The organism is Mariniflexile sp. HMF6888 (assembly GCF_044335535.1).
In the GTDB taxonomy this organism is placed as follows: domain Bacteria; phylum Bacteroidota; class Bacteroidia; order Flavobacteriales; family Flavobacteriaceae; genus Mariniflexile.
In genome coordinates, this window is the sequence record NZ_JBIQVZ010000001.1 from 946,567 (window position 1) to 964,247 (window position 17,681).

General features: G+C 33.6%; 13 protein-coding genes. 10 read left to right on the top strand and 3 right to left on the bottom strand.

The window, feature by feature from the left end:
- Positions 1-44: 44 nt before the first annotated feature.
- Both ACGLWY_RS04335 and ACGLWY_RS04340 read left to right on the top strand, forming a co-directional pair.
- Positions 45-2,822 (top strand): TonB-dependent receptor domain-containing protein, encoded by a 2,778-nt coding sequence (locus ACGLWY_RS04335; protein WP_396618428.1) that lies wholly within the window; start codon positions 45-47, stop codon positions 2,820-2,822.
- A 203-nt stretch (positions 2,823-3,025) separates the two neighbouring features.
- Positions 3,026-4,135, top strand: a complete 1,110-nt coding sequence (locus ACGLWY_RS04340) for a hypothetical protein (RefSeq protein WP_396618429.1) — start codon at positions 3,026-3,028, stop codon at positions 4,133-4,135.
- A gap of 95 nt (positions 4,136-4,230) precedes the next feature.
- On the opposite strand, the gene ACGLWY_RS04345 is transcribed toward ACGLWY_RS04340, so the two are convergent.
- The gene (locus ACGLWY_RS04345) at positions 4,231-4,566 is read right to left on the bottom strand and encodes a toxin-antitoxin system YwqK family antitoxin (protein ID WP_396618430.1); all 336 of its coding nucleotides are present in this window, start codon (positions 4,564-4,566) and stop codon (positions 4,231-4,233) included.
- A gap of 384 nt (positions 4,567-4,950) precedes the next feature.
- On the opposite strand from ACGLWY_RS04345, the gene ACGLWY_RS04350 reads away from it, so the two are divergent.
- The 8 genes from ACGLWY_RS04350 to ACGLWY_RS04385 all read left to right on the top strand — a co-directional run bounded on the left by ACGLWY_RS04350 (position 4,951) and on the right by ACGLWY_RS04385 (position 13,431).
- Positions 4,951-6,159, top strand: coding sequence for a porin (locus ACGLWY_RS04350; protein ID WP_396618431.1), 1,209 nt, complete (start codon positions 4,951-4,953; stop codon positions 6,157-6,159).
- A 130-nt stretch (positions 6,160-6,289) separates the two neighbouring features.
- A complete protein-coding gene (locus ACGLWY_RS04355) occupies positions 6,290-7,240 on the top strand; it encodes a PstS family phosphate ABC transporter substrate-binding protein (protein WP_396618432.1) in 951 nt (316 codons plus the stop codon).
- A gap of 69 nt (positions 7,241-7,309) precedes the next feature.
- Positions 7,310-8,188: a phosphate ABC transporter permease subunit PstC gene (gene pstC, locus ACGLWY_RS04360; RefSeq protein ID WP_396618433.1), complete on the top strand. Its 879-nt coding sequence runs from the start codon at positions 7,310-7,312 to the stop codon at positions 8,186-8,188.
- Positions 8,181-9,035 carry a phosphate ABC transporter permease PstA gene (gene pstA, locus ACGLWY_RS04365; RefSeq protein WP_396618434.1) on the top strand — a complete coding sequence of 285 codons (855 nt, stop codon included), beginning with the start codon at positions 8,181-8,183 and terminating at the stop codon, positions 9,033-9,035. Before pstC ends, pstA begins: the two co-directional genes overlap by 8 nt.
- 2 nt (positions 9,036-9,037) lie before the next feature.
- Positions 9,038-9,853, top strand: coding sequence for a phosphate ABC transporter ATP-binding protein PstB (pstB, locus tag ACGLWY_RS04370; RefSeq protein ID WP_396618435.1), 816 nt, complete (start codon positions 9,038-9,040; stop codon positions 9,851-9,853).
- Positions 9,854-9,864: 11 nt separating this feature from the next.
- Positions 9,865-10,530 carry a phosphate signaling complex protein PhoU gene (phoU, locus tag ACGLWY_RS04375; protein ID WP_396618436.1) on the top strand — a complete coding sequence of 222 codons (666 nt, stop codon included), beginning with the start codon at positions 9,865-9,867 and terminating at the stop codon, positions 10,528-10,530.
- Between the two features lie 115 nt (positions 10,531-10,645).
- Entirely contained in the window at positions 10,646-13,048 is a 2,403-nt protein-coding gene (locus tag ACGLWY_RS04380; protein WP_396618437.1) for an anion permease, read from the top strand.
- Between the two features lie 101 nt (positions 13,049-13,149).
- Positions 13,150-13,431: a pyrimidine/purine nucleoside phosphorylase gene (locus ACGLWY_RS04385; protein WP_396618438.1), complete on the top strand. Its 282-nt coding sequence runs from the start codon at positions 13,150-13,152 to the stop codon at positions 13,429-13,431.
- Between the two features lie 381 nt (positions 13,432-13,812).
- Here ACGLWY_RS04385 and ACGLWY_RS04390 read toward each other — a convergent pair whose 3' ends face one another.
- Together ACGLWY_RS04390 and ACGLWY_RS04395 are read right to left on the bottom strand one after the other, a co-directional pair.
- Positions 13,813-16,293, bottom strand: a complete 2,481-nt coding sequence (locus ACGLWY_RS04390) for a ribonucleoside-diphosphate reductase subunit alpha (protein ID WP_396618439.1) — start codon at positions 16,291-16,293, stop codon at positions 13,813-13,815.
- Between the two features lie 222 nt (positions 16,294-16,515).
- The gene (locus ACGLWY_RS04395; RefSeq protein ID WP_396618440.1) at positions 16,516-17,496 is read right to left on the bottom strand and encodes a ribonucleotide-diphosphate reductase subunit beta; all 981 of its coding nucleotides are present in this window, start codon (positions 17,494-17,496) and stop codon (positions 16,516-16,518) included.
- Between the last annotated feature and the right edge of the window lie 185 nt (positions 17,497-17,681).

A 17,681-nucleotide genomic window follows, 5' to 3' on the forward strand; every position in this document is an offset into this window, starting at 1 on the left:
TCATTTTGTGTTTCGTTCTTTGCACCAAGATAAAAACTAAAAGAATGAAAAAATTAACCCTATTGTTACTGCTATTTACAGCAACAATTTCATACAGCCAAAATACTGGTTCTGTGGTTGGTAAACTAACCGACAAAGAATATAATAACGAACCTTTGGCTTTCGCTAACGTATTAATAAAAGGGACTACCAAAGGAACCACATCGGACTTTGATGGTCACTATAGTATTGAAAATTTAAACCCCGGCACATATATCCTTATATTTAGTTTCGTAGGTTACGAAACGCAACAAATACCTGTAATCGTTGTTGCAGATAAAGTAACTGAAGTTAATGTACCCATGGGTGCAAGTGCTGCGTCTTTATCGGAAGTTGTAATTACAACGACTACAAAAAGAGAAAGTGAAACAGCTTTGTTGTTGGAACAAAAGAAGGCTGTTGCTTTTAAAGCATCTATTGGTGCTGACGAACTTTCTAGAAAAGGTGTTAGCGATGTTGCAACAGCTGTAACCAAAGTAAGTGGTATTTCTAAACAAGAAGGTTCTGGTAGTATTTTTGTAAGAGGTTTGGGAGACCGTTATAACATTACAACTCTAAATGGCTTACCATTACCATCTAATAATCCTTCTAACAAAAACATTGTTTTAGATATTTTCACTACCGACATTGTTGAATATGTAGGTATTAGCAAAACGTTTGAATCTCAAAATTATGCCGATTTTGGCGGCGCCAATATTGACATTGTTTCTAAAAAATTCACAGGTGCTCCTTATATTGCTATTGGCGTTGGTTTAGGAGCTAATACCAATGTTTTAAAAGTAGATGATTTTTACCTACAAGACGGCCCTTCGTATTTAGGTTTCGATTCTGGGAAAGCTCCAAGCAACCCTTTATTACCTTACAATTATGCAACAAGCTGGGATAGACAAAGCACTAAAAACACTTTTAACAACAGTTATGCATTGTCTGGCGGAAAAAAATTCAGTATAGGCGATGAAAGTAGTTTAAGCACTTTCATTACCGCATCGTTTGATGCCGACAATAAATATATTGAAGGTTATGACAGAGGCAGTATTACAGCTCAAGGAACTATTAATTCTGACTTCTATAAAAAATCTTATAAGCATAACACCAATACGACAGTAATGGGTTCTGCTGATTATAAAATTAATAATCAAAATGCTGTTCTATTTACATCCCTATTTTTAAACTCCAGCTCTCAAGATTATAGTGAATACGAAGGTACTAACCAAAACTTTGATGGTGGAGCTCCAGGAGTTGGTGATATTTCTGGTTTTATAAAGCGTGGTACTTTTGATAAAACACAATTATTTGTAAATCAATTATTAGGCAGTCACGAATTTAACGAGAAATGGCAAGCTAATTGGGCTGTTGGATACAGTATATTGAGCAACGTCATTCCAGACCGTATGCAAAATACTTTTGTTCCTGCTCGTGATGGTTCTTCAAACTATACATTCTTTACAGACTCTAGTATTCACAACCATCGTTATTTTCAAGAGTTAGAAGAAAATGAATTGTCTGCTAATGTTTCATTATCTTATAATTTCAATAAAAATGAAGCAGATGATTATAAAGGAAAAATCACTTTAGGCTACTCTGGTAAAATGAAAGATATTGATTTTGATTCGCAACAGTATGGATTTTTTCCAATGGCAAACAAAATCACATTCACTGCACACGGCATTCATGATGTAGACACCTATTTAAATTCGTCAAATTTCAATACATCAACAGGTGACAGATCAAGTGTAATACCTCAACTTTACACAGGTAACTTAGATGTGCATGCTGTGTACGGAACGTTACAATATAATATAACTGAAAAATTATCGGCTATTGTTGGTATCAGATTTGAACAACTTGAACAAAACGTTTATTTTGAAACTTCACTCGTGCCAAATGGAGACAACTCAAACTATTCTCCGGTAAACTTTTTACCTAGCTTAACAGCTAAATGCAAGTTAAACGACAACCAAAATTTAAAGTTTGCTGCCAGCAAAACCTACACATTACCTCAGTTTAAAGAAAAAGTAAAATTATTGTTCCAAGAAGTAACCCAAGATTATGAGGGCAACCCAAGCTTGTATGCATCTACCAATTACAATGTCGATTTAGGTTGGGAATATTTCCCAAGTAATGGTGAATTAGTTTCAGTTACTACCTTTGGAAAATTAATTCAAAATCCAATAAACGAAATGTTTACCAACTCATCTTCAGGAAATATTACTTATGCCAATACAGGAGATAAAGCAATTGCTTTTGGGGTTGAATTAGAATTAAGAAAAAACATTTTTGAAATTGAAAAAGAAAACGATTTGAAAGATAAATTATCTTTTGGAATTAATGGTTCTTATATTAACCATAACCAAGATTTGGATAAAGATAAAGTATTTGAAGAAAACGGTTTTGGAGCTAATTTCACTTTTGATGAAGCAAAATTATCGGGTGCATCCGATGTTTTAGCTAATGCTGATATTACTTTTATCAAGCAATTTACCGAAAACAAAGATATAACAGCAACAGTATCTTACGCTTATTTCTCAGATAAATTAGCCGTAATTGGAACACAAAATAAAGGCAACATGGTTGATAAATCTATTAATCGTTTAGACTTTATCCTTAAATCCAGCTTAACAAAAAACTTAAAGTTAGGCGTCTCCTATAAAAACATTTTAGATCCAACCTACAAACGTGTTTTAGAACAAAGTAAAGTATCAGGCAGTACAACATCAGATGTTTTAGTAAGCTCGTACAAAACAGGTTCTAATTTTAAAATATCTTTGGAATACAAGTTTTAAAAAGATAATCTTTTTATCTCAAAAAAGGTGATTAACAAACTGTTAATCACCTTTTGCTTTTATAAAGTATCATGTAAATTTTATGTTAACTAATATAAGGCTTAACCAGAAATACTTAACAACAAGGTAATACAGGCTTAACCAATAAAAAACAGTTTGTGGTTTTCTTTGCAGCATAAAATCAAAACAAAAAAATATTCAAAATGAAAAAATCAATTTTAGCAATAGCAGCAATCGCAACACTAGTCTTTACAAGTTGTAGTGATGATAACGGTCCATCATCTAAAAGTTCCTTCGAACTAAAGGTAGATGATTTAAAAGGAAACATTAACGATGGTATAGTAACTTTAGACCCGTCTCAAACTTACACGTTAACCGGTGGATTAATAGTGAAATCTGGAGCTACATTAACCATTCCTGCTGGAACAACAATTAAAACAGATGCTACTGCTGAACCAACTTCTTTGTACATAGCTGTAGAGAGAGGTGCAACCATTAACATTAATGGAGAAGCTAATAATGCTGTAGTGATGACTTCTGGTAAAGCTGAGCCAAAAGAAAGTGATTGGGGAGGATTAGTAATTTGCGGAGATGCAAAAGTAAATACAGGAGATAACGGTACATCTGAAGTAGGTGGATTGGCTTATGGTGGAAACAACAATGCAGATTCATCGGGGAAAATCAACTTCTTAAGAATTGAATATACAGGTTCGAAATTCTCTCCTACTAAAGAATTTAATGGAGTATCCTTCTTTGGTGTAGGTAGCGGAACAGAAGTTTCTAATATTTACGCCTACGAAAGTGGTGATGATGGTGTTGAGTTTTTTGGTGGTGCAGTAAACGCTTCTAACATAGTAATTGTTAATGCATATGATGATTCTTTAGACTTTGCGGATGGTTACCAAGGTACAATCACAAATGTTTACATTTCAGGAATAACAAAAGCAGGTATCGAAGGTTCTAACAATGGAGATAACGATATTGCTACTCCACTTACCGATGCAAAACTAATAAATGTTTCTATTGTAAAAGGTGCCGATGCTAAATTTACAGCATCAGAACAAGCCATCAACTTTAAAGAAGGTGGTGGAAAACATACTTATACCAACCTATTTGTTTCTGGTATCGAGACATTTGCTAAGTTAGATTCTGGTACTGGGGCTACTGCAAGAATTGCCGCTGGAGACTTTAAAGTAAATGGTATAAACTTTGTTGCAACCAACAATCTTACTACTGATTATGTTTCATCTGAAACAGGAGCTGGTAGTGGTGCAACTTTACCATCTTGGGCTTCTAAAATTTCTAAAAATTAATTTATTCCCTAGTAGAGAAAAAATAATATATAAAAAAAGCATCCCAAATTGGGATGCTTTTCTTTTTTTAGTTATTGATCAAAAAAAACGTGACTCTATTGAATTTCAGTTTCTTTTAAGCCTGCTATAACATTAGCATCATAATCTACTTCTTTTATGGTTTCATTGGTGTAATAAAACCATTTGCCGACTTTTTTACCATTATCATAATTTCCAGAAACAATTTTTTTGCCTGCTGTATCAAAACTTAACCATTCTCCTTGTAATTTACCATCTGTCGTATAAGTTCCAGTTTGACTTACAACGCCATTGTCATGATAATAAACCACTTCAATTAAATTAGTGTCTTTGTTAAGTTTTAAATCTCTCTTTTGTTGTCCAAAAGAAACCACAGTAATTAAAAAGGCAAAAAGTAAAATACATTTCTTCATAATTATGGGGGTTTTAACATTATATATCAAATATAGCGATTTGGTAACATTAAAACAATACCTAGATAACATTAAGCTAACATTAAGAATGCAAACATTTGTATATCAAATAGTTACCAATGTTAAATTTAACATTGACAATATTAATAATTAGTTAATGTTAATATTACAATTAGCTAAACTAAAAGATTGATATTCGCATTGTCTTAAGACAAAACAATTAGTTTTTCATATAATCTATTAGTTTTTGTCGACTACATTATCATGATTTCTAATGAGCTGCCTTAGGCCAAGGCAGCTTTTTTTGTCACAAAATTAATAATCAGGAAACATTCAGTTAACATTGGAATCGGTTATTTGCAGCGACAAAAATTAATAAACATTATGAAAATTAGATTATTCGCATTAGCCTTTTTAACGGCACTTATGATGAATGCACAAGAAACTGAAGCACCAAAATTTGGAAAAGGAATTTTAAATCTTGTGGGTAAAGATAGTACTTGGTCAATGAAGGTAGCTGCCAGAATGCAATTTTTAACTATTGTAGACTGGGACAACCAAGACGGAAAATATATTGATCCACAATCTGAATTTAAAGTAAGACGAGCGCGATTAAAATTTGAAGGTTTTGCTTATAGCCCAAAATTAGAATACAAATTAGAATTAGGATTATCTAATGACGATATATCTGGAGCATCTATTTATACTAAGAATGCCCCTAGATATATCCTCGATGCGGTTGTGAAATGGCATTTTGCTAAAAACCTACAGTTATGGTTTGGACAAACTAAATTACCTGGAAACAGGGAACGCGTTATTTCTTCTGGAAACATGCAATTTGTTGACCGCTCGTTACTTAATAGCCGTTTTAATATAGATCGTGATATGGGCATTCAATTACATCATCAATTTAATTTAAGCAACTCTTTTGTTGTAAAAGAAATACTCGCGATCTCGCAAGGTGAAGGAAGAAACATAACAACTGGTAATATTGGCGGACATCAATATACAACAAGATTAGAGCTATTGCCTTTTGGTGAATTTGTTGGTGGAGGTGATTATTCTGGAAGTGATTTAAAAAGAGAAGAAACACCTAAACTTGCTCTAGGAGTATCTTATGATTATAATAATAATGCGGTTAAAAATCGTAGTAACCAAGGGTCTTATATGACTAACGATACTGGTTTCTTTGAAACTAATATAAACACCTTGTTTATTGATGCCATGTTTAAATACAATGGATTCTCTTTTATGGGTGAATATGCTAACAGAGATGCTAAAGATCCATATGCTAAAAATAGCGATGACACATTACTTTTAAAAGATGGAGAACCTGTAACAGTTCAAGTTGGAAACGGTTTAAATCTTCAAGCAGGTTATTTATTTAAAACCAATTGGGAAGTAGCAGGTCGTTATACTAACATTGCTTATGACAAAACAATAACGGGACGCGATATAGAAAATCAATACACCTTAGGTGTTTCAAAATATATAGTGGGACATAAACTTAAAGTACAGTCAGATATCAGTTATTTAGATTTTGGATCTAATGATAAACTAATGTACAGATTACAATTTGACATCCATTTTTAATAAAAATATTAAAAACTTAAATCATGAAATCGCCATGATTTGGAAATCCAAACACCAATCAAAATAAAGCGATAACACCTGCCTGCCGGCAGGCAGGTATGACCTTTAAAAAACAAATAATTATTTACATATGAAAAAACAATTATTAATCTTATTCGTTGCTGTTTTAGCATTAAGTTGTGGGAACAAAAACAAATCTTCAGAAGCTAATAATTCAGAAGCTTTAACAGGCACTATAAAAGTTGATGGTTCGAGCACCGTTTTTCCAATTACCGAAGCTGTAGCAGAAGAATTTAGAAACGTGCAACCTAAAGTAAATGTTACTATTGGTGTATCTGGTACTGGTGGTGGTTTCAAAAAGTTCTCTAGAGGTGAAACCAACATCTCTGATGCTTCAAGACCAATTAAAGATAAAGAAATTGCTGCTTGTGCAGAAAACAATATTACATATTTAGAGTTAGAAGTAGCTTACGATGGGTTGGCTGTTTTAGTAAACCCAGAAAACACTTGGGTTGATAGTTTTACTCCAGAAGAGTTAAAAAAAATCTGGGAGCCAGCCGCTCAAGGTAAAATTATGAAATGGAATCAAATACGACCAGAATGGCCAAACGAGGAAATTCATTTATACGGTCCTGGTGTTGCATCAGGAACTTACGATTATTTTACCGAAGCTATTGTTGGAGAAAGTGGTTCAAGTAGAGGTGATTTCACTGCAAGTGAAGACGACCATGTATTGGTGCAAGGCATTGCTGGAGATAAATACGCTTTAGGATTTTTTGGATTAGCTTATTACGCTGAAAACAAAGACAAATTAAAATTAATTGGTGTTAATAATGGTACAGAGGTTATTAAACCTTCTTTAGAAACAGTAAGAAATGGCACTTACACCCCTTTGTCTAGGCCTTTATTTATATATGTAAATAGTACTTCCGTAAAATTACCAGAGGTTATTGCTTTTGTTGAGTATTATATAGATAATGCAGCCGAATTATCTCAAGATGTTGGCTACATTCCTCTTCCTACTGAACTATACACAAAGCAAAAAGAAAATTTCAAAACTTTTGTTGAAAGTAACAAATAAACAGAAGTTTTTATTTGGAAAATCAGGTATAGCACTATACCTGATTTCCTTATTTTGATACTATTTCGTATGCGAAAAACAAAAGAACTTATCATTGAAAAATCACTATTTGCAAGTTCGTTAATAACCATTGCAGTAACTATTGGTATTATATTAGTACTATCTATTGAAGCTGTGCAGTTTTTTAGTGAAGTATCTATCATAGATTTTATTACTGATACCCAATGGACACCTTTGTTCACCGAAAAACACTTTGGAATTTTACCGTTACTTTCGGGCACATTGCTTACTTCTTTTATTGCCATAGCAGTTGCATTACCTATTGGATTGTCTATTAGCATCTATTTAAGTGAGTACGCTCCAAAATCCTTCAGAAAATCCATTAAACCTTTACTAGAGCTTTTGGCTTCCATACCAACAGTTGTTTATGGTTTTTTTGCTCTTGTTGTGGTAACGCCTTATCTACAACAAATTATTCCTAATCTATCTGGTTTCAACTCACTTTCAGCAGGTTTAGTTATGGGCATTATGATTATTCCGTATATCTCATCTATTAGTGAAGATGCTTTACATGCCGTACCACAATCGTTACGCGAAGCCTCTTTTGGCATGGGCGCAACAAAATTACAAACTGCATTTAAAGTGATTGTCCCTGCAGCATCTTCGGGTATCATTGTCTCTATTATTTTAGCTATTTCAAGAGCTATTGGAGAAACCATGATTGTTGCTGTGGCTGCTGGCCAACAACCCAGATTAACACTAGACCCAACAGTTCCAGTAGAAACAATTACAGCTTATATAGTTCAGGTAAGTTTAGGCGATGTTCAACATGGTTCATTAGAATATAGAACCATTTTTGCTGCGGGAATTACGCTATTTGTGTTTACATTTTTATTAAACACCCTTAGTTACAGAATTAGAAAAAAATACCGAGAAAAGTATGAGTAATATTCAAAGAAACAGATGGAAAGACCGAGTGTTCAAGTTCTGGGGAATATTTTGTACGCTTATCGGCCTAGTATTACTTGTAATATTTATTGGCAATATTGTTATTGATGGATTTTCTAGAATTGACTGGGACTTTATTACGAATCTCCCTTCCAGAAAAGCAGAAAATTCAGGGATATATACCGCATTAATGGGAAGTATCTGGATCTTACTTCTAACAACAATAATAGCTTTTCCTCTAGGTGTTGCAGCCGGTATATATTTAGAAGAATATGCCAATAACAACAAATTAGCCGGTTTATTAGAGATTAATATTTCAAACCTTGCTGGTGTACCTTCAATTATTTATGGATTATTAGGCTTGGAAGTATTTGTAAGAATCATGAATCTTGGAGCAAGCGTTCTTGCAGGTAGCTTAACCTTATCATTATTAATTTTACCAATAGTAATAGTTGCAACACGTGAAGCTATTAAGGCTGTGCCAAATTCTATTAAAGACGCCTCTTATGCGTTAGGTGCTTCAAAATGGCAAACCATTTGGCACCAAATTTTACCCGCTTCCGGTGGAGGTATTTTAACAGGAGTTATATTAGCTTTATCAAGAGCCGTCGGTGAAACAGCTCCGTTAATAGTCGTTGGTGCTTTGGCATATGTGCCATTTGCCCCAAAAACCCCAATGGATGAGTTTTCGGTATTGCCTATTCAAATATTCAACTGGATATCTAGACCACAAGCAGGCTTTATTGAAAATGCTGCTGCAGCTATTATCATCTTATTAGGGATTACTTTTATTATGAATGCAGTTGCAGTATATTTTAGAAATAAATGGCAGAAGAAATGGAAATAATTATGGAACAATTAAAAGATAAAAGTACAGTATTAGATAGCGTCTTTGACCCATCTCTTAAAAAAACACCAAAAATAGAAGTTAGCGACGCAAAAGTGTGGTACGGTGATTTTATGGCTATTAAAGGCATAGACATGTCCATAAAACCACATACCATCACTGCTTTTATAGGACCTTCTGGATGCGGTAAATCAACATTTCTTCGTCTATTCAATCGTATGAACGATTATGTTGATGGTTTCAAAATGGAAGGTAAAATAAAAATAAACGGAAACAACATTTATAAGAAAAAAGTAAATGTTGAAGAACTTAGAAAAGAAGTGGGCATGGTATTTCAAAAGCCAAATCCATTTCCAAAATCTATTTTTGAAAATGTTGCATACGGTTTAAAAATACAAGGTATTAACGACAAAAACCTAATTGCTGAGCGTGTTGAAAAAGCACTAAAACAAGCCGATCTTTGGGAAGATGTAAAAGACGATTTAAAAAAATCGGCACTTGCATTATCTGGCGGGCAACAACAACGCCTATGTATTGCCAGAACTTTAGCAGTAGAGCCATCAATTATTTTAATGGATGAGCCAACATCGGCTTTAGACCCAATTTCTACAGCTAAAATAGAAGACCTTATTTGTCAACTTAAAGAAAAATACACTATCATTATAGTTACCCACAACATGCAACAAGCAAGTAGGATTAGTGATTATACCGCTTTTTTCTATATGGGAGATTTGATTGAGTATAATAAAACAAAAACAATTTTTACAAATCCAGAAAAACAACAAACCGAAAATTATATTACGGGACGTTTTGGTTAAAATATAAACATATGGTATCAAATGCAGAACACCAAAGAGAAATCCTAAATCAAGCAGGATTAGAAATGTTGGAACTTTGCAAATCGCAACTAGAAAAAGCTATTGAGGCTTTTTTAAATAATGATAGTGATTTGGCAGAAGAAGTTATGAGCTCGGAAAACCGGGTGAATGCTTTAGATATTAAAATTGAAAAAGACTGCGAAAAATTCTTGGCATTGTACAACCCCGTAGCTATCGATTTGCGTTTTATAATGGCTATTTTAAAAATAAATTTCGCATTGGAACGTATTGGAGACCATGCCTACAGCATTTCAAGATATGTAGTAGATAGAAACAAGAAAATTTCTGAGCCATTGCTAAAAAGCTTAGAATTTGATCTTATGGTGGAAACCGTCTTTTCTATGATAGAAAACATAACGCTTGCATACGAAACCAAAGATGCAAAAACGGCTAGAAAAGTATTCAAAAAAGACAAAATACTAGATAAAATCGATTTTAATTCCTTCGATATAATAGAAAGTGAAATAAAAAAAGAGGCGTCTTTGGTTGGAGAAGCCTTAATAGTATCCTCAGTTATTAAAAAAATGGAACGCGTTGGCGATTTAATAAAAAATGTTGGCGAAGAAATTATTTTTTATATTGACGCCGAAGTATTAAAGCATAAAAAAAAGAAATAAAACTTAAAATTTTTATTACATATTTTTTTACAAAAACCCTAATTGGTAACATTTTGTTAACATTGGGGTTTTTTATTTGAATTACTTTTGCACCGTTACTTTCAACAAATTTATTATGGAAAACATATACTTATATATGATTATCGCTCTTGCTATATTGGCAATCGCTGATTTGGTAGTAGGAGTTAGCAACGATGCAGTAAATTTTTTAAACTCTGCAATTGGTTCTAAAGGCGTTTCATTCAAAACCATTATGATAGTTGCCAGCATTGGTGTTGCTGTTGGTGCCATATTTTCTAGCGGTATGATGGAAGTTGCCAGAAAAGGCATTTTCAACCCCCATGAATTCATGTTCAATGAAATCATGATTATTTTCATGGCAGTTATGATAACAGATATCTTGTTATTAGACTTTTTCAACACTGTAGGTATGCCTACTTCTACAACAGTTTCTATTGTTTTCGAACTTTTAGGGGCTTCAGTAGCAATGGCACTTATTAAAATTGGGCATAATGGTGGTACATTTGGTGAAGTTATTAATTATATAAATACCTCAAAAGCAAGTGAAATAATTTTCGGGATTCTCCTATCTGTTGTGGTAGCATTTTCGGTTGGAGCCGCAGTACAATGGATTGCTAGATTACTTCTATCTTATAATTTTGAGAAAAAAGCAAATTGGGTTGGTGCCTTATTTGGTGGTATTGCCATAACTTCAATTACCTATTTTATTTTCATGAAAGGTATTGGAGGCACAGCATATGCTAAACAAAGTTTTGATATTATTGGAGGTTTAACCATTAAAGCATTTTTAGAAAGCCAAGTGCTATTAATTATAATTTTCAGTTTTATTTTGTGGTCTTTATTTTCTTATGCTTTAATTTCATTTACAAAAACAAACATCTATAAACTAATCATTATTATAGGAACCTTTGCATTGGCATTGGCTTTTGCAGGAAACGATTTAGTTAATTTTATTGGTGTGCCTATAGCTGGGTGGCAATCTTACGAAGCTTGGGCTGCGTCGGGCCTTTCTCCAGACGCTTTTAGCATGGGCTTTCTCGCTGACAAAGTACCTACTCCTACATTTTTATTAATTATAGCTGGGTTTGTAATGGTAGCTACGTTATGGCTTTCAAAAAAAGCAAAAAATGTTACCGAAACCGAAATCAATCTATCAAGAGAAGGTGATGGCAAAGAACGTTTTCAACCAAACTTTTTATCTCGTGGTTTTGTTAGGTTAGCTGTTGGCATTTCAGAAATGTCGTCATATATCTTACCTAAACCCTGGCAAGCTAAAATTGAAAAACAATTTGAAAAACCCGTAATTAACTTAGCAAAATCCAAAACACACGAACTACCAGCTTTTGATATGGTACGTGCAGCTGTAAATTTAATGGTAGCTGCCATTCTTATATCATTAGCAACCTCTATGAAACTTCCTCTATCTACAACCTATGTAACGTTTATGGTTGCTATGGGTACATCATTAGCCGATAGAGCTTGGGGAGCTGAAAGTGCTGTTTACAGAGTAGCGGGCGTTTTAAACGTTATCGGGGGGTGGTTTTTTACAGCATTTATTGCTTTTATCGCTGCTGCAGTTATTGCCTACTTGCTAAACTGGAACGTTGATGTTATGATGCCTGTGTTATTGTTGGTTGCTATCTTATTGATAGCTAGAAATTATATAGCACATAGAAAGCAGTCTTCTGAAGCTAAAGCCGAAGACAGTTTAACAAAAGCTGAAAGCAGCTCTATTCAAGGTGTTATACACGAAAGTGCCAATAATATTGGCAATGTTGTAAAACGTGGTAATAAAATATACACCAATGCCATTAATGGGTTGGCGAAGCAAGACTTGGCATTACTAAAAAAGAACAAAAAGCAAATAGTAAAATTATCTAGTGAAGTAGATGAATTACGCGATAATATTTTCTATTTTATTAAAAATTTAGATGAGTCCAGTGTTGGAGCAAGTAACTTTTATATTCATGTTTTAGGCTATCTTCAAGATATGACCCAATCTTTAGAGTATATTACTAAAGTGAGCTATAAACATGTTCAAAACAATCATAAAAAACTAAAATTCAATCAAATTAAAGAATTAAAAGAGGTTGATGAACGATTTGAAACCTTTTTCAATAATACACAAAAAGCTTTTGATTCTAGGTCTTTTGAAGAAATAGGAATTATTTTAGGGAGAAAACAAGAGATTTTAGGTTTGGTAACCTCAAAAATTCAAAAACAAGTTGAACGTACGCGTACTGAAGAATCGAGCCCTAAAAACACAACCTTGTATTTTAGTTTGTTATTGGAAACCAAAGATTTGTTAAATGCTACTATGAATCTTTTAGAAGAATATTATAATGCACACGATAGTTCGGTAAAACCAGCTACACTTGTTCAAAATCCTCCAAAAGTCACAAAACAAGCGAAATTGGTAGAATTGGCAGAAGAACCTAAGGAAGCGCCGCCAACAGAAGAAACACCTGAAGCACCAGACACATCGGAGTCTAAATAATTTAACCCAGCAAAACATTAGGCACAAAGCCATCTTAAATTAAGATGGCTTTATTGTTTCTATAATTTATTTACTTTTGTACAAAATTTAAATAACATACAATGATTTCAGCAAACGAGTATTTTGATAGTAATGTAAAATCTTTAGGCTACACAACAGCAACAGGAAATTCTACTTTAGGTGTTATGAACCCTGGTGAGTATGAATTTGGAACTTCTAAGCACGAAACTATGCGTGTTATTGAAGGTGAAATGACTGTTAAGCTACCTGAAGCTACAGAATGGGTAACATTTAAAGCTGGTGAAGCTTATGAAATAGATGCTAATAAAAAATTTCAAGTTAAAGTATCTGTACAAACATCCTATTTATGCCAATATAAATAATAGTATTGAGAAACTATTTAAACGTTATCTAAAAGCCATTTTTTGTTTCTTTTTAACCCATATTTCGTTGAATTTTTTTCTAATAGCTCTGCTATTAAAAAAAATCCGCCTTATCTGATCCAAAAATAATTCAAAAAAGCATCAATAAACAAAACTTAAACAGTTTCTGAAAAATTTCATAAAAAAGAGGCTGTCTAAAAAGTCCTTTAAATTTAATTTGTCAGGTTGAGCTTGTCGAAACCGATATTGATTACCTGTAAGTTAAAATATTTCGACAAGCTCAATATGACATAGAACTAGACTTTTTAGACAGCCTCTTTTTACAACACTTAATTTGAAACTGTTTTCAAATATTATAAATTCAAATTGGGGGCAGATTTATTAGGACCCACACATTAAACAATCGTCGCCTTCAGCCGCTTTAGCTTGTGCTATTAATGCTTTCATTTCTTCGGCTGTCATAGGTTCTATTTCTGGAGCCTGTTGTTGCTTAGCAAATTTAACAGCTGTTTTTTCTGCTATATGCTTTTTCTGTACTTGTGTTACGTCTTGGTTTACTACTTCTACTCCTTCTGTAGTAGGCTCTTCCTTCTTAGTGGTTTGTAAGGTGAATTTAATAGCATCTACAGCACTCTTAGTACGTAAATAGTACATGCCAGTTTTTAGCCCACTTTTCCAAGCGTAGAAGTGCATAGACGTTAATTTTGCCATAGTTGCTCCTTCCATAAATAAATTAAGCGATTGCGACTGATCGATAAAGTAACCTCTCTGGCGACTCATATCAATAATGTCTTTCATGCTTAACTCCCAAACCGTTTTATAAAGCTCTTTAATCTCTTGTGGAATGATCTCAATACCTTGAACCGAGCCATTAGCTCTCATTATTTCTTGTTTTAAACCATCATTCCATAAACCCAACTCCACTAAATCTTCCAATAAATGTTTGTTTACTACAATAAACTCGCCCGATAATACACGACGTGTATAAATATTAGAAGTATACGGTTCAAAACATTCGTTATTTCCTAAAATTTGGGAAGTTGAAGCTGTTGGCATCGGCGCTACTAAAAGCGAATTGCGCACGCCGTGTTTTAATACTTGTTTACGTAATTTAGCCCATTCCCACATGCCGCTTAAATCTTCGTCATTTAAGCCCCAAAGGTTATGTTGGAATTCACCTTTACTTATTGGAGATCCTTTATAAGATTGATAAGGACCATCTGCTTTGGCTTCTTCCATACTTGCAGTAACCGCTGCAAAATAAAGCGTTTCAAAGATATCCTGGTTTAATTTTTTTGCTTCGTCGCTTGTAAAAGGCATACGTAATTGAATGAACGTATCTGCCAATCCTTGCACACCAAGACCTATTGGTCTGTGGCGCATGTTAGAATTTTCAGCTTCTTTTACAGGATAATAATTTCTATCGATAACCCTGTTTAAGTTTTTTGTTACGCGTTTTGTAATACGGAACAGTTCTTTATGGTCGAACTCACCATTTTTAACAAACATGGGGAGTGCAATAGATGCTAAATTACATACAGCTACCTCATCTGGCGATGTATATTCTAAAATCTCGGTACATAAGTTAGATGAACGAATGGTTCCTAAATTCTGTTGGTTCGATTTACGGTTAGCTGCATCTTTGTACAACATATATGGTGTACCGGTTTCAATTTGGGATTCCAGTATTTTTTCCCAAAGTTCACGGGCTTTAATAGTTTTACGGCCTTTTCCTTCAGCTTCATATCTTAAATATAATGCTTCAAAAGCGTCACTATGTACTTCGTCTAAACCTGGGCATTCGTTAGGACACATCAAGGTCCATGGTCCATCTTCCTGAACACGTTTCATAAATAAATCGGAAATCCACATGGCGTAAAATAAATCGCGTGCACGCATTTCTTCTTTTCCGTGGTTTTTCTTTAAATCTAAGAAGTCGAAAATATCGGCATGCCAAGTTTCAATATAAATAGCAAAACTTCCTTTACGTTTTCCGCCACCTTGGTCTACATAACGTGCTGTATCGTTAAAAACTTGAAGCATCGGTACAATACCATTACTAGTACCGTTTGTCCCTGCAATATAGCTCCCTGTAGCACGAATATTATGTATCGCCAAACCAATCCCACCAGCAGATTGCGATATTTTAGCTGTTTGTTTTAATGTATCGTAAATACCATCAATACTATCATCTTTCATAGTTAGCAAGAAACAAGATGACATTTGTGGTTTTGGGGTTCCTGAGTTGAAAAGTGTTGGTGTAGCATGTGTAAAATATTTTTTAGACATGAGTTCGTAGGTTTCAATAACCGACTCTAAATCGTCTAAATGAATACCTACTGCCACACGCATTAACATGTGTTGAGGGCGTTCTGCTATTTGACCATTAAGTTTTAATAAATAGGAACGTTCAAGCGTTTTAAACCCAAAATAATCATAACCAAAATCGCGGTTATAAATAATGGTAGAATCCAGAACATCCTTATTTTTCATAATAACCTCGTAAACATCATCGGCCAAAAGTGGTGCATCTTTACCGGTTCTAGGGTTTATGTATGTATAAAGGTCGTGCATAACCTCACTGAATGTTTTCTTCGTGTTTTTATGTAAGTTAGAAACAGAAATTCTTGCTGCTAAACGCGCATAATCTGGATGTGCCGTTGTCATGGTTGCAGATATTTCGGCTGCTAAATTATCAAGTTCACTGGTGGTAACACCATCATATAGACCTTCAATGACACGCATGGTTACTTTTAATGGATCAACCAATTCGTTTAACCCATAACACAATTTACGCACCCTTGCGGTGATTTTGTCGAACATAATCTGTTCTTTTCTGCCGTCTCTTTTTATTACATACATAATTTACACTTTTTTTAAGTTTTACTGATACACCTTCAGGAAAACGGTTAGTTAGTTATTCCAAATACTATCTAATTAATAACTAGTTTAGTACTTAGTAGTTTCGTTGGATTAATAAAATTTATTCAAAGTCTCACTTTACTGAAACTGGTTCAGTGAAAGCGTATGAGAGCAATACCTTTATAAATTATAAAAAGCTTTTTTTTTGATTGACTTTAATGATTAAAAATCGGCATCAAAAGTAAATTTATCTTTTTCTTCTTCTTTATTAAGAACACCTGCTTTTTGGTATTCAGACACACGTTTCTCAAAGAAATTAGTTTTTCCTTGCAATGAAATCATGTCCATAAAGTCGAAAGGATTTGCTGTATTATATTCTTTATCGCAGCCTAATTCAAACAACAATCTATCGGTTACAAACTCTAAGTATTGCGACATGAGTTTAGCATTCATGCCTATTAAACTAGCTGGCAATGATTCCGTTATAAACTCACGTTCAATATCTAAAGCATCCACCAAAATTTCTCTAATTCTAGCTTTGGGCACTTTATTTACCAAATGCTTGTTATGTAAGTGTACTGCAAAGTCACAATGCACACCTTCATCACGAGAGATTAACTCATTTGAGAATGTTAATCCTGGCATTAAGCCTCTTTTCTTTAACCAGAAAATAGAACAAAATGCTCCAGAAAAGAAAATACCTTCTACCGCTGCAAATGCAATTAAACGTTCTGCAAAACTTGGAGATTCAATCCATTTCAAAGCCCAATCTGCTTTTTTCTTTATTGCAGGGAAATTTTCAAGTGCATTAAATAATAAATCTTTTTCTTTTTCGTCTTTAACGTAGGTATCAATTAAAAGTGAATAGGTTTCGCTGTGAATGTTTTCCATCATAATTTGAAATCCGTAAAAGAATTTCGCCTCACTATACTGTACTTCGCTTACAAAATTTTCTGCTAAGTTTTCATTAACAATACCATCACTAGCTGCAAAAAAGGCTAAAATGTGCTTTATAAAATAACGCTCATCATCGTTTAATTTGTTTTTCCAGTCTGTAAGGTCTTGATGTAGATCAATTTCTTCTGCTGTCCAGAAACTTGCCTCCGATTTTTTATACCATTCCCAAATATCATGATGTTCAATTGGAAAAATAACAAAACGATTTTTGTTTTCTTGAAGAATGGGTTCTATTGGCTGAGACATTTTTTTTGGGTTTTATTTTTAAAGTTAAACGAAAATCTGTGTCGATTTAGGGAATAACAAAGATTGAAAAATGCTGTTAAAAATGAAAGGTTTAGTTATAAACAATGTCAACAAGTTTTTAACAATTAAAGGATTTCCAAATAAAATGAAGTTTACAAAATAAAAGTGTTAAAAGTCTGTTTTTC

What these genes read in the sequence shown, in the direction of transcription:
- ACGLWY_RS04335 (WP_396618428.1), top strand. Translation starts at nt 45, where the DNA reads ATGAAAAAATTAACCCTATTGTTACTGCTATTTACAGCAACAATTTCA.
- ACGLWY_RS04340 (WP_396618429.1), top strand. Translation starts at nt 3,026, where the DNA reads ATGAAAAAATCAATTTTAGCAATAGCAGCAATCGCAACACTAGTCTTT.
- ACGLWY_RS04345 (WP_396618430.1), bottom strand. Translation starts at nt 4,566, where the DNA reads ATGAAGAAATGTATTTTACTTTTTGCCTTTTTAATTACTGTGGTTTCT.
- ACGLWY_RS04350 (WP_396618431.1), top strand. Translation starts at nt 4,951, where the DNA reads ATGAAAATTAGATTATTCGCATTAGCCTTTTTAACGGCACTTATGATG.
- ACGLWY_RS04355 (WP_396618432.1), top strand. Translation starts at nt 6,290, where the DNA reads ATGAAAAAACAATTATTAATCTTATTCGTTGCTGTTTTAGCATTAAGT.
- pstC (WP_396618433.1), top strand. Translation starts at nt 7,310, where the DNA reads ATGCGAAAAACAAAAGAACTTATCATTGAAAAATCACTATTTGCAAGT.
- pstA (WP_396618434.1), top strand. Translation starts at nt 8,181, where the DNA reads ATGAGTAATATTCAAAGAAACAGATGGAAAGACCGAGTGTTCAAGTTC.
- pstB (WP_396618435.1), top strand. Translation starts at nt 9,038, where the DNA reads ATGGAACAATTAAAAGATAAAAGTACAGTATTAGATAGCGTCTTTGAC.
- phoU (WP_396618436.1), top strand. Translation starts at nt 9,865, where the DNA reads ATGGTATCAAATGCAGAACACCAAAGAGAAATCCTAAATCAAGCAGGA.
- ACGLWY_RS04380 (WP_396618437.1), top strand. Translation starts at nt 10,646, where the DNA reads ATGGAAAACATATACTTATATATGATTATCGCTCTTGCTATATTGGCA.
- ACGLWY_RS04385 (WP_396618438.1), top strand. Translation starts at nt 13,150, where the DNA reads ATGATTTCAGCAAACGAGTATTTTGATAGTAATGTAAAATCTTTAGGC.
- ACGLWY_RS04390 (WP_396618439.1), bottom strand. Translation starts at nt 16,293, where the DNA reads ATGTATGTAATAAAAAGAGACGGCAGAAAAGAACAGATTATGTTCGAC.
- ACGLWY_RS04395 (WP_396618440.1), bottom strand. Translation starts at nt 17,496, where the DNA reads ATGTCTCAGCCAATAGAACCCATTCTTCAAGAAAACAAAAATCGTTTT.